Below are 12,210 nucleotides of genomic sequence, written 5' to 3'. Positions count from 1 at the left end.
GTCAAACCTGACACACTAGTTTGACAATCTTGCCCACAAGGGTTTGATTTAATTGGAAGTTTCAAATCAAATGGCGGAGAGGAAGGGATTCGAACCCTCGATACCATCACTGGTATACTCCCTTAGCAGGGGAGCGCCTTCGACCACTCGGCCACCTCTCCGGTGACGCCCGTTTATGGTCAAATGCCGTAGAGATCAAGGATATTTTTCATAAATAACCCAATTTCCAAGGCTGACACGCTCTACAGAAATCCGCAGAAGAAAGCAGAAACGAAACAGGAATCGGCAAGGATTCTTTCACAAAAGCCGGTCAGTCAGCCAGGAACCGTTTGCATCTTTGCTCGGCCCGCTATCGTGACACGAGCCAACGAATGCGTGCACTGCACATGCAACACGGAAACGCGCTATTTTCGGCGTGACGCGAGCAGCCGGTTCTCATTCCGCTTCTGTCAATGTTCTCGGCTTCATTGCTCAATCTCCTCCACAATGCCGCCTGCTTCACAACGTGGTTCATTGGGGTCATTGCGATGAGCATTAACCTCAACGACAAAGTCGGCATGTGCCGGGACAAAACCGAACTGCTCGGCAAGAGCAACGCATTCCCGAATGCCGCTCCGATCTTTGAGGCAGTCGGCTACCTGCTCTCCTGCCGGTTGCTCCACAAGAGTTGAGTTCAGAATCGCCAGGAAGTCTGATCCGAGCAAATTGCTCTGAGGATTATATCCTCTCATCACCAGAAAACGGTATGTACGATGCCATTCCAGACCCTCCGCGGGTTGGCCGGACGGGTTCATGTCAAATCCGGCGAGCCCTTCGGCCAACAATGTAAATGCATCCCGGTCTCCCGCCTTGGCCATGGGCCAGACCACGCGCCAGGCCGCCGGGCAATCTCCCTCTCTCGCCAGATCAATCGCTTTCTGCATTTTCGGGCCGCCATAATATGTTGTTTCCGATACGCAAACGACAGAAGGCAGCATAACCAAAGGAAGGATCAACTTTGCAGATCACCGCAAATTCTTCACCTCTCGCTCTTCCCTGAAGGCCTGATCGGGGTAATCGGTGATTGGTTTGAGTAGGCATGATGCGGGGCTTCTGGCGGCGGTTCAGATGAAGGCCTTCACCTTCTCGTCGATCTCCTCGCACAACCGGGATACCTGGCTCTTGGAGATGCCTGACATGCCCAAGGCTTTTGCAAGATCATCAACGGATCGGGTCGAAACGCCCTGGATATAAGCCTCCTGAATGACAGCCGGCACAGCCTTCTCGGCCTTCCGGCGCGGCTCCAGAAAACTCGGAAAATAGCTGCCTGTGCGCAACTTGGGAATGCGCAACTCGACGGTTCCTGCACGCGTCTCCCAGTCTCGATCGCGGTAGCCGTTGCGCTGGGCAAGTCGGAAGCCGTTCTTCTCGCCATAACCCGCGCCGGTCTTCGTGCCCACTTCCCGCGCCATCAGCTTCTCGGCGGCAGAGCCGATCATTTCGCGCAGCAGATCGGCGTCGGATCTTCTCTAGGTGTGAGCGCAGGTTCATCATGTCGTCGGTCATCGGTGGTGTCCCTCAGGTTGGTCACAAGCAACCCGACCCTACCGAAAATCACCGATGGCTAGGAAATCCAGATACACCACGCCATAGGACACGATCCGGAACACGCATCTCATCGTCGAGCGGTTCCCCCGACGTCTGCGCAGATGAGCCCGAACCAATGAGAAAGCGGTTCGCGCTCCCGCTGAAGGGGAGCGCCTAGGGACGACCGGCTGAGGCCGAGATTTCCTCGGCGACGGGCGCGCCCGCGCCACCCGCGACCTGCACGGCGCGGCTTCCCGTTCGAATGGCCGCGGCCATGCAAAGCGGCAGGTCCTCACCCTTCAGCCAGGCGTCAACAAAACCGGCATTGAAGGCATCGCCTGCGCCGGTGGTATCAACTACGCTGACGGGCTCGGCAGGCGCGTGGCAAAACAGGGCAGAAGTTGCCAGATAGGCCCCCTCGCCGCCGGCCTTGATTGCCACGACGGGAAAATGCTCGGCAAGGCGGGCGCCCATCGCCTCCGGCTCGCCAACCCCGGAAATAGCCCGCGCCTCTTCGATATTGGGCAGGAACAGGTCGACCCCGCGGCATGCCTCCAGCAGGCAAGGATCTCCGATAAGCTGATCATCCCAGCTTGGATCGAGAGAGACCGTGAGCCCTTCAGCTTTCGCGCGGGTAACCAGATCCGGCATTTCGGCCAGGGTCGCATATTCGGCGATGTGGAGATGGCCGGCCTTCGGCCATGAAAGCGCGGCTTCAAGCGTGGCAGGCTCGGCCGGCCCTGCCCGCTTGGTGAGAAAGGCGCGCTCGCTCTTGAGAACCGCCGCGACGGTGACCTGCGGCCCGGCATCGTCGGCGCGTTCCAGGAAGGCAAGATCGATTCCGCCCGCCGCAAGCTGCCCTTCAATGGAACTCGAAAGGGAATCATGGCCGAGCCTTCCCACGAGGGCGGCATGGCGGCCGGCCCTGACGAAGTGGGCCGCCGAGATGAAGGCGCCGCCACCGGCCGCGATGGTCAGTTGGTCGGCAAAAACCTCCCGGCCCAGCACCGGCATGCGCTCGAGACCGGTGAAAATGAGGTCGCAGTAGATCCGCCCCACGCTGAGGACCGCCTGCCTTTCGTCGTCTCCGGGTGTCATCGGCGGCCGAGGCTCTTCTCTGTGGCAGCATCGAAGAGGTAAAGCTTGCCGGGCTGAACCGTGCACATGATCCTGCTGCCGACATCGGGAGACAGCGTGCCCGGCGAGGTCGCAATCATCGGTTTGCCCGCCACGTTCATATGCACCATGGTCTCCGGACCAAGCGGTTCGACGGCCTCGACTTCTCCTTCCAGCGTCACGATCGCGCCCTCGGGCACCGCGCCGTCCACGACCGCCAGAAGATCATGCGGCCTGATGCCAACCAGCACTTCGTCCTCGCCGCCAAAGGCGGCCGCCTGATCGCCGAGCGCGGCTGCCGGCAGCATGTTCATCGACGGTGAGCCGATGAAACGCGCGGTGAAGACATCGGCGGGGTTTTCGTAGAGATCGACCGGCGTGCCCGTCTGCAGGATATAGCCGTCCTTCATCACCACGATCCGGTCGGCCATGGTCATCGCCTCGATCTGGTCATGGGTGACATAGATCGTCGTCGTCTTAAGTTCCTGATGCAACTTCTTGATTTCTATGCGCATCTGCGCGCGAAGCTGGGCATCGAGATTGGAGAGCGGCTCGTCGAAGAGGAAGGCCGACGGATTTCGCACCATGGCGCGGCCGATGGCGACGCGCTGGCGCTGGCCGCCGGAAAGCGCTGCCGGACGACGCTCCAGATAGTCGGTGAGGCCCAGAATGCGCGCCGTCTCGTCGATCCGCGCATTCTTCTCCTCCTTCGAAAGCTTGGAGGTGTAGAGACCGAAGCCGATATTCTGGCGCACGGTCAGATGCGGATAGATAGCGTAGTTCTGAAACACCATGGCGATGTTCCGGGCCTTCGGCGCCCGCTCGTTGACCACCGCCTCGCCGATTTTCAGCGTGCCGCCGGTGATCTCCTCGAGGCCGGCGATCATCCGGAGCGTCGTCGACTTGCCGCAGCCGGACGGGCCGACAAAGACAACAAACTCGCCATCGGCAATCTCAAGGTCAATGCCATGCACGGCCTCGACCTTGTCATAGCGCTTCACCAGTTTTTCCAGTGCGATTGAAGCCATTATGCTTTTCCCCTCAACCGGTCGAAACATTGACCGCGTTCGCTGGCCGCAGCGTCCATGCGGGCGGCAAGGTCGTCGGCTTGTTTTTGAAATGCATCCAGATTTTCGCGGTAGCCGGCAATGGCGGCATCAAGCGGCTCTGCCGCCGGCCCGCCATAGCGCTTGCGCACGGCGACGAAATATTCCGGTGACACGATCTCGCGGAAGGCCTCTTCATCGAGCGTCGTCTCGCGGCCGGCATGGTCGGCAAAGGCCTTTTTGAAGGGCGCGAAACCATCCGTTCCAAGCGCGCCGTCGGCGGCGACCACGGCACGGGCCACGTCGGCGGCAATCTCGTGCGCCTGTCGGAAGGACAGCGCCTCGCGCCGCACCAGACTGTCGGCCAGTTCGGTGATGGTGATGCAGGATCGGTCGAGATTGGCGGCAACGCGCTTGCCGTTGATGCGCACCTGGCCGATCAGGCTCGTCATCAGTTCCAGTACGCGCATGCCGCTGTCGAATGCCTGATAGCCCATCACCTGGGTTTCGCCCTCGCTGTCGTTCATGTCGGTAAAGGGCGTGTTGTGCATCACCGTCAGCACGGTCTGGGCGCGGCCCACCGTCTGGCTGGCGAGATGGCGCATATGTTCCACCGGCACCGGGTTGCGCTTTTGCGGCATGATCGAGGAGATCTGCACCAGCGCGTTCGGCACATAAAGCTGGCCGACCTCGAAACTGGTCCAGAACTGGAAATCCTGGATCAGGCGTCCGAGATGCAGGAACATGAGTTCGAGCGCGGAATAGGTCGCCGTGATGTAGTCGACACCGGCGATGCAGCTATAGGAATTCTGCAACGGCGCGGCAAAGCCCAGAAGCTCCGCCATACGCGCCCGGTCGATCGGGAAGCCCGATGTCGTGATCGCGGCAGCGCCCATCGGGCTAAGGTCGACGATCTTGCGGGCGGCATAAAGACGCTCGATATCGCGGATCAGCATTTCGATTGCGGCGGAGAGATAGTGGCCAAAGGTCGTCGGCTGCGCCGGCTGACCATGCGTATAGGCAACGATCAGCGTTGTTTTTTCGCGCTCGGCCGTTTCGATGAGGGCCGCCAGAAACCTCAAGGCTTCGCCTGCCGCAGCATCGATATAGCGACGCAGGTTGAACTTGAACAATGTATGGTCGATGTCGTTGCGCGAGCGCGCCGTGTGCAGGCGCCCGCCGAGATCGGGACCAAGGCGCGCCTTCAGCTCTTTCTCGATGAGAAAGAAAAAGTCCTCGACCTCGCCGGTGTATTCAAGCGCCGCCGGGTCCACCTCACGGTCGATGGCGGCGAGCGCCTCTGCGATCTTTCCGGCCTGTTCGCCAGTCAGGATACCGGTCTCGGCCAGCATGACGAGATGGGCGCGGTCGATGGCCCTGAAGCCATCGACGAAATGCGTTTTTGCGCCATCAAACAATGGCTTGAGCACGGTTTCCTTGTAAACCGGATCAGGAAACTTGCTGGTATCGTCTTTTTGCGGATCGTTCGTGTTCATGGGTCTATCCCTTGACGCCTGCCAGCATCACGCCGCGCACGATATAGCGCTGGAAGATGAGGAAGACGAGAAGTGTGGGTATGGTCGCAAGCGCTGCCCCGGTCATGATCATCTCCCACTGGATCGCGGCTTCCACGGCAAAGCTCGAAAGGCCGACGGGCAGCGTGTAGAGCTCGCTCGAGGTGGTGACGATCAGCGGCCAGAAGAAGGCGGTCCAGTTGCCGAGGAAGGTGAAGATGGCAAGCGCCGAGAGCGCCGGCGCGACGAGCGGCATGGCGATCTTCCACCAGATGACGAACTCGTTCATCCCGTCGATGCGGGCGGCTTCCATGAAGTCATCCGGCACGCCCTCGAAGAACTGGCGCATCAGGAAGGTGCCGAAGCCGGTCATCATGCCCGGAAACATGATGCCCCAATAGCTGTCCAGCCAGCCGAAATTGGCCGACATCAGATACCACGGGATCACCAGCATTTCCGTCGGGATCATCAGCGTCGACAGGATGGCGAGGAAGATGAAGCGCCGGCCGCGAAAGCGGAACTTTGCCAGCGTGTAGCCGACGAGGCTGTCGAAGAACACGTTCGAGCAGGTGACGATGGTGGCGACCAGCAGCGAGTTGAAGAACCAGCGGCCAAAGCCTGTGGTCGTCAGCACTTTCACATAGTTCGAAAATGTCGGGTCCTGCGGGATCAGCCTCAGGTCATAGACCTGGCTTGCGGGCTTCAGCGAGGTGGAGAACATGAAGAGCAGCGGCGTGATCATGACGAGGCCGCCGATGAAGAGCAGCGTCCACATCAGCACCCTGCCCGGCCGCACCTTCGGCTTGTAACGCGAGACCGCATCCTGTTGGCGAAGTTCGGTCATGACTTGTCCCTCAGGATCCAGAGCTGCAGCAGCGATATGACGAGGAGAATGAGGAAGAGAACCACGGTTTGCGCCGCGGCGTAGCCCATCTGGTAGGACGAAAATGCCGACTGGTAGATCATCAGCACCAGCGGCTTTGTGGTGCCGAGCGGCCCGCCCGGATCATTCGTGGTCATGTTGTAGACCTGGTCGAAGATCCTCAGGAAACCGATCGAGGAAAGCACGACCAGAAACACGGTGGTGGGCTTCAGCAGCGGAAGCGTGATCTTGCGCAGGATCGCCCATTCGCCGAGACCGTCGATGCGGGCGGCCTCGTAAAAGGTTGTCGGAATGGCGCGGAGCCCGGCCATGAAGATGATGATCTGGAAGCCGAGGCCGGCCCAGATGGCCGTCACCATGATTGACGGCAGCGCCTGTGTTGTCGAGCGCAGGAAAGGCTGCTGCGGCAGTCCGAAGGCGGCGAGCACGTCATTGATGACGCCGATCGGGGCCGGCTGATAGAACCAGCGCCAGACCCAGGCCATGGCCGCCGCCGTCGTCAGGAACGGCATGAAATAGAGCGCGCGGATGAAGCCGTGGCCGAAGCGCACGCGATCGAGGAAAAAGGCGATGGTGAAGGACAGCACCAGCGAGATGGGCGTGCCGAAGATCAGATAGGCGAAGGTGTTCTTGAACACCTGCCAGAAATCCGGATCGGCGAACAGTTTTGCGTAATTCTCAAAGCCGATGAATTTCGGCGGACGCATCAGGTTCCAGTCCGTCAGCGACAGCCGGAAGGCGTCGAGCGTCGGGTAGAAACGGATGACGCTGTAAAACAGCACGGGCAACGCCAGAAAGGTCCAGACCCAGACAAGGCGCTTGGTGTGCATGGAGAAACGGTCGGCAAAGCCGCCGCCTTCGGGGCGGCCGGCGGCCGCCCCCTTGGTGTGGTCAGCCTGTGAAGACATCGGCTCGATCCGGCTTACATCGCGTCGTCGATGATGGCCTGTTCTTCCTCGGCCGCTTCCTTGATGCTGTCGGCAGGCGACTGGCCGTTCAGGATCACGCGGTTGACCATGTCGATCGCGACCTGGCGCTGGGCGGCCTCATCCACGAACAGCGTGGTGTGGGCGTAGTCGAGCCCCTTGAGGAACGGGCCGTAGATCGGGTTCGAGGTATTCTCGTCCGTCAGGGCCACGGCACGGCGCGCCGGCAGTTCGCCGACCACGTCAAGCCAGATGCCCATGGCTTCCGGCGAGGTCAGATAGGTCAGGAACTTTTCCGCAGCCTCGAGCTCCTCGCCTTCGACCTTGGCGCCGATGCCGTTTGCAAAATAGCTCGAATAGTTGGAGCGCATGCCGTCGGCATTGGCCGGCAGTTCGGTCACGGCCCAGTCGAAATCCTCGATCTGGCTGAAGGAGCCGAGACGGAAGGTGCCGTCGATGGTCATGCCGGCCTTGCCGGCGCGGAAGGCAGCCTGGCCTTCATCCATGAAGCCGGACTGGCCGATTTTCTCGTTCATCTGCAGGCCGGTGTAGAATTCCAGCGCCTCGGTGCCTTCCGGGCTGTCATAGGTCACCTTGCGGTAGTCGTCCTCATAAGGCACGCCGCCGAACTGGCGCACCAGCACTTCGCGCCACCACTGGTGGTCCTGGCCGGCCATGTCGAGCGTCATGCCCTCGGTCACCATATTGCCGGCATCATCAAACTTGGCGATCGCCTTGCCGGCGGCAACCAGTTCATCCAGCGTCTGCGGCGGGTTTTCCGGATCGAGGCCGTTCTCCTCGAAGAGCTTCTTGTTGTAGAACAGCGCCAGCGAGCGCACGGCCGTCGGCAGGCCGTAATATTCGCCGTCGCGCTTCATCGCCGTCACGATCGGGAAGAACTCACTCTCGATCTGGTCATGCGGGAATGCGTCCGCAGGCAGCGGCTGCAGAAGACCGCCGGCGACGAACTTGTCGAGCCAGCCGTAGAAAAGCTGCATCACGTCCGGACCCTTGCCGGCCATGTTGGCGGCAACGATGCGGGTCTGGTAGTCCGCATAGGGAAAATTGACCTGCTTGACGGTGATATCCGGATTGGCCGCCTCGAAATTCTCGATCAGCTGGTCCATCGCGTTGACGCGGGTCTCGTAGATATACTGCCAGTACTCGATCTCGACGGCGTTCGCCGAATTGACCGAGACCATGCTGATGCCGGACATCAGGCCGGCGAGCAGAAGTGCCTTGCGCATTGAAATCTCCACTTCCCCATGTGCGGCGTCCCACCGCATCCGGGGCTTTTCTTGTTCCCGAAAGGCCGCCCGCCCAACGCGTCGGCCCACTGTTCGCTTTTATTCCGGCGCGCTTGCGCCTCCGGACACCTTTTTCCGGTGCCTCTTCATTACGGTCGCGTGACATCGGGACTTTGTCAATAAGATAATCTAGTTGAATTAATATATTGACGATAGAAGGGACCGGCCCCAGACTGAGACCATCGGAAAGCGGACGGACATGAACGAGAAGACACGCGCGCCTTCGGCCATCGGCAACAACCCGGAACGCAACAGGGAACACAACCGCCGCGTCGTCCTGGACCTGGTGCGCCAGCACGGCATGCTGGGCCGCATGGAAATTGCCCGGCGCACGCATCTGACGGCGCAGGCTGTCGCCAATATCGTTGACGATCTCGTCGGCGAGAACCTGCTGATGTCCACCGGAAGAAGGCGCACGGGACGTGGCCAGCCGCCGATCCAGTTTGCGGTGAACCCTGAGGGCGCTGCCACGATCGGCGTCGAGATCGCCACCGACCAGATGGTCGTCACCGTGCTCGATCTGACCGGCGTGCTGCGCTACAAGCGCATCGTCCCCCTCGCTGACACCACGCCCGAACGCACCCTGCCCGTGTTCGCGCTCGAGGTCGAACGGGCGCGCAAATCGGTCGAGGCCCCGCTTCTCGGCGTCGGCGTGGTGATGCCCGGACCGTTCGGCATCGAGGGCATGAGCTTTGTCGGGCCGACAACCCTTCCCGGCTGGAGCGGCATCGATGTGAAGGCGGCGCTCGAGACAGCCTGCGGCGTCGATGTCACGCTCGAAAACGATGCCGCCGCCGCTGCCGTTGCCGAGCGGCTGTTCGGCGCCGGTCACGCGATCTCCCACTTCTGCATGCTCTATTTCGGCACCGGCATCGGCCTTGGCATGATCCAGGACGGTGCGCCCTATCGCGGCGCCTTCGGCAATGCCGGCGAAATCGGCCATGTGCCGGTCGTGCCCGGCGGCAGGCCATGCCCCTGCGGCCAGCATGGCTGCCTGGAACGTTATGCCTCGCTTCATGCTCTGCATGAACGATTCGACATCAATGGCAGAGAACGGCCACAAGTCTCTGAAATAGAATCGCTTTTGACGGATTCCGATCCGACCGTCGAAGAATGGCTTGGCGAAGCCGCGTCTCATCTCTCCACCGTTGTCGGCCTGCTTGAAAACATTTTCGATCCGGAAACCATCATTCTGAGCGGCGCGTTTTCGGACGCTGTCATGGACGCGCTGATTGCCCGCATGCCGACGCTGCCGCCTTCCGTCGCCGCGCGCTCGAACCGCGCTCATCCGCGCGTCATGCGCGGCCAGACCGGGCAATACACTGCCGCCCTCGGGGCTGCCGCCCTGCCGCTTTTCGAAATTCTGACGCCGAAACTCGAAACATCGCCGCCCGACCAGCAGGTGGCCTGAGACCACAAAACCGAGAAAACAGAATAACGGGGAATGACATGCTTACGCCGCGCCAGCGCATCGAACAGGAAATGGCCTCATCATCGCTCGTTCGCCTTCACCGGGCGCTCTCGCGGCTGAAATCGCCGGTGACGATGATGAACACGGGCGCGCACCCGGACGATGAACAGTCCGGCATGCTCGCCTTTTTCCGCTTCGGCCTCGGCATGCGGGTGATCGTCGGTTGCTCGACGCGCGGCGAAGGGGGCCAGAACGTTCTTGGCCCAGAGCGCATCGGCGCGCTCGGCGTGCTTCGAACCCGCGAGATGGAGGAAGCGGCCCGCGCGCTCGATGCCGATATCCACTGGCTCGGCCATGGCCCGGACGACCCGGTGCATGATTTCGGCTTTTCCAAGGATGGCGACGCCACCTTCGCCCGCTGGGGCGAGGAGCGGATCGTCGAGCGCCTGGTGCGCGCTTACCGGGCCGAACGCCCCGATATCGTCATCCCGACCTTCCTCGACGTTCCCGGCCAGCACGGCCACCACCGCGCCATGACGCGGGCCGCCGAGACCGCCATCCGCCTTGCCGCCGACGAGGCCGCTTACCCTGAACACTTCGCCGAGGGCCTGAGGCCCTGGCGGGTGGCAAAATACTACCTTCCCGCATGGTCTGGCGGCGGCGGCACCTATGATGACGACCTGCCCCCGCCCCCCGCCACGGTGACCGTCATCGCAAAGGGCCGCGACCCGGCAACAGGCGCGGATTATGATCGCATCGGCGAATGGTCGCGCTATTACCATGCCTCGCAGGGCATGGGCTGGTGGCCGGAACGACCGGATCATGCCTGGCAGTTGCACCTGCTGCTCGGCCCCGACGGCAGCACGCCGGAGGAGACCATCCTCGACGGACTGCCGAAGACGCTGGCCGATCTCTGCGTCGGCGAGGCCGAGACGCTCACCGATGATCTCGTGACGGCCGATGCAGCGATCGCCGCGGCGGTCACCGCCTTTCCCGATCGCGAGGCCGTGACCCGCAGCCTCGTCTCCGCCGCAGGCACGATCGAGGCCGCGCTCAACGCCGCGCCCACCTCCTTCATCGAAAGCCAGGGACACAGACTTACCCGCAAGCTCGCCGAGATCGATGCGGCGCTTCTGGAAGCTGCGGCGCTGTTCGAGCGCGCCTATGGCGAGGCCGAGTGCCTGACGCCGGGCGACGAGACAACGCTGACCGTCATTCTCAGCGAGGATGCCGACACGTCAACAACCGCCATTACGCCGCACCTGCCGCGCGGCGTCACGGCGTCAAAGCCTGAGACGAAGGCCGGCATCTTCCGCTTCCCCCTTGCCGTCGCCGACGATGCGCCCCTGACCAACCAGTATCCGCCGCTCTGGTCATCGCTCGGCGGCAATGGTCCGGTCTCGGTGAGGCTTGAAACTGAAATTTCAGGCCGCAGGGCCACGGGTCATTTCGACCTCGAAACCGCTTTGCCTGTCGTTCCGGCCCACTCCCTCACCTTGAAGCCGAATACATTTATCGTTCCAATACAGAATATTAACCATAGTTTCTCATTCACCACACAAAGCGATGATCCAAAGCTCGCAATTCACTTTAGCGCGCCCGAGGGGTTTCGGGTGAGCGGAACGGGCGCGCATTTTCGCCTCGACCTGCCACAGCAGGCAGAGCCCGGCCTCGCGCATATCATCCCGGAAATCGACGGTCACCCTGCCGCCAATATCACCCCCTTCGCCTATCCCCATATCGGCCGCAACCGCTTCGTCCGACCGGAGGTTCTGAGCGTTCTCACCCTCGACCTCGCCCTGCCCGAAGGCGCGAAGATCGGCTATGTCGGCGGCGGCGCGGATAATGTCTTCGTCTCGCTGAAACGCATGGGGCTCGATGTCACCGAGCTTGATGCGGCTGCCCTTTCCGCCGATCTCTCCGCCTTCACCACGATCGTCATCGGTATCTTCGCCTTCGGCACCCGTCCGGATCTTGCGGCGGCGACAACAACACTCCATCGCTTCGTTGAAGACGGCGGCCACCTGCTGACACTCTACCACCGTCCCTCCGATGGCTGGTCGCCCGAGGCAACGCCGCCGCTTTATCTCAAGATCGGCTCGCCATCGCTGCGCTGGCGCGTCACCAACCCCGATGCAGACGTCGAGGTTCTGGCACCCGACCACCCGCTCCTCACCGGTCCGAACCGGATCACCGCCGATGACTGGGCGGGCTGGCACAAGGAACGCGGACTGTATTTCGCTGCCGAATGGGACGATGCCTATCAGCCGCTCCTCGCCATGCATGATGCGGATGAAAAGCCGCTGAAGGGCGCGCTCGTTTCCGCCAGGATCGGCAAGGGCCGGCATACCCATACCAGCCTCGTGCTCCACCACCAGATGGACCGGCTCATCCCCGGCGCCTTCCGCCTGATGGCCAATCTGGTGCAGCCGGCATGACAC

Annotated in this window: 9 protein-coding genes, 1 tRNA gene and 1 pseudogene; 2 read left to right on the top strand and 9 right to left on the bottom strand. The window is 61.8% G+C overall.

Annotation, left to right across the window (positions count from 1 at the left end; translation table 11 throughout):
* Window positions 1–71 precede the first annotated feature (71 nt).
* From GGR30_RS00525 to GGR30_RS00485, 9 genes and pseudogenes are all read right to left on the bottom strand, one after another.
* Window positions 72–161: transfer RNA gene (locus GGR30_RS00525), tRNA-Ser, on the bottom strand.
* A 303-nt stretch (window positions 162–464) separates the two neighbouring features.
* Window positions 465–923 carry a hypothetical protein gene (locus tag GGR30_RS00520; protein ID WP_183481074.1) on the bottom strand — a complete coding sequence of 153 codons (459 nt, stop codon included), beginning with the start codon at window positions 921–923 and terminating at the stop codon, window positions 465–467.
* Between the two features lie 183 nt (window positions 924–1,106).
* Window positions 1,107–1,545 (bottom strand): annotated as a pseudogene (locus GGR30_RS00515) (transposase); the annotation flags it as partial.
* A 195-nt stretch (window positions 1,546–1,740) separates the two neighbouring features.
* The gene (locus tag GGR30_RS00510) at window positions 1,741–2,664 is read right to left on the bottom strand and encodes a carbohydrate kinase family protein (protein WP_183481071.1); all 924 of its coding nucleotides are present in this window, start codon (window positions 2,662–2,664) and stop codon (window positions 1,741–1,743) included.
* Entirely contained in the window at window positions 2,661–3,710 is a 1,050-nt protein-coding gene (locus GGR30_RS00505) for an ABC transporter ATP-binding protein (RefSeq protein ID WP_183481068.1), read from the bottom strand. The genes GGR30_RS00510 and GGR30_RS00505 overlap by 4 nt, the downstream gene beginning before the upstream one ends.
* Window positions 3,710–5,224 (bottom strand): argininosuccinate lyase, encoded by a 1,515-nt coding sequence (gene argH / locus GGR30_RS00500; RefSeq protein WP_183481065.1) that lies wholly within the window; start codon window positions 5,222–5,224, stop codon window positions 3,710–3,712. The genes GGR30_RS00505 and argH overlap by 1 nt, the downstream gene beginning before the upstream one ends.
* A gap of 4 nt (window positions 5,225–5,228) precedes the next feature.
* A complete protein-coding gene (locus GGR30_RS00495) occupies window positions 5,229–6,086 on the bottom strand; it encodes a carbohydrate ABC transporter permease (protein ID WP_183481062.1) in 858 nt (285 codons plus the stop codon).
* Complete coding sequence (locus GGR30_RS00490) at window positions 6,083–7,033, bottom strand: carbohydrate ABC transporter permease (protein ID WP_183481059.1); 951 nt, start codon at window positions 7,031–7,033, stop codon at window positions 6,083–6,085. Before GGR30_RS00490 ends, GGR30_RS00495 begins: the two co-directional genes overlap by 4 nt.
* 14 nt (window positions 7,034–7,047) lie before the next feature.
* Window positions 7,048–8,298, bottom strand: a complete 1,251-nt coding sequence (locus tag GGR30_RS00485) for a sugar ABC transporter substrate-binding protein (RefSeq protein ID WP_183481056.1) — start codon at window positions 8,296–8,298, stop codon at window positions 7,048–7,050.
* Between the two features lie 259 nt (window positions 8,299–8,557).
* Here GGR30_RS00485 and GGR30_RS00480 point away from each other — a divergent pair, with 259 nt between their 5' ends.
* Entirely contained in the window at window positions 8,558–9,769 is a 1,212-nt protein-coding gene (locus GGR30_RS00480) for an ROK family transcriptional regulator (RefSeq protein ID WP_183481053.1), read from the top strand.
* A gap of 38 nt (window positions 9,770–9,807) precedes the next feature.
* Window positions 9,808–12,207, top strand: a complete 2,400-nt coding sequence (locus tag GGR30_RS00475; protein ID WP_183481050.1) for a PIG-L family deacetylase — start codon at window positions 9,808–9,810, stop codon at window positions 12,205–12,207.
* Window positions 12,208–12,210 lie beyond the last annotated feature (3 nt).

It is taken from the genome of Martelella radicis, from assembly GCF_014196625.1.
In the GTDB taxonomy this organism is placed as follows: domain Bacteria; phylum Pseudomonadota; class Alphaproteobacteria; order Rhizobiales; family Rhizobiaceae; genus Martelella; species Martelella radicis.
The sequence above is the reverse complement of the archived record's forward strand: the minus strand, read 5'-3'. Positions and strand labels throughout refer to the sequence as shown.

What these genes read in the sequence shown, in the direction of transcription:
- GGR30_RS00490 (WP_183481059.1), bottom strand. Translation starts at nt 7,033, where the DNA reads ATGTCTTCACAGGCTGACCACACCAAGGGGGCGGCCGCCGGCCGCCCC.
- GGR30_RS00495 (WP_183481062.1), bottom strand. Translation starts at nt 6,086, where the DNA reads ATGACCGAACTTCGCCAACAGGATGCGGTCTCGCGTTACAAGCCGAAG.
- GGR30_RS00475 (WP_183481050.1), top strand. Translation starts at nt 9,808, where the DNA reads ATGCTTACGCCGCGCCAGCGCATCGAACAGGAAATGGCCTCATCATCG.
- GGR30_RS00485 (WP_183481056.1), bottom strand. Translation starts at nt 8,298, where the DNA reads ATGCGCAAGGCACTTCTGCTCGCCGGCCTGATGTCCGGCATCAGCATG.
- GGR30_RS00505 (WP_183481068.1), bottom strand. Translation starts at nt 3,710, where the DNA reads ATGGCTTCAATCGCACTGGAAAAACTGGTGAAGCGCTATGACAAGGTC.
- GGR30_RS00480 (WP_183481053.1), top strand. Translation starts at nt 8,558, where the DNA reads ATGAACGAGAAGACACGCGCGCCTTCGGCCATCGGCAACAACCCGGAA.
- GGR30_RS00510 (WP_183481071.1), bottom strand. Translation starts at nt 2,664, where the DNA reads ATGACACCCGGAGACGACGAAAGGCAGGCGGTCCTCAGCGTGGGGCGG.
- argH (WP_183481065.1), bottom strand. Translation starts at nt 5,224, where the DNA reads ATGAACACGAACGATCCGCAAAAAGACGATACCAGCAAGTTTCCTGAT.
- GGR30_RS00520 (WP_183481074.1), bottom strand. Translation starts at nt 923, where the DNA reads ATGCAGAAAGCGATTGATCTGGCGAGAGAGGGAGATTGCCCGGCGGCC.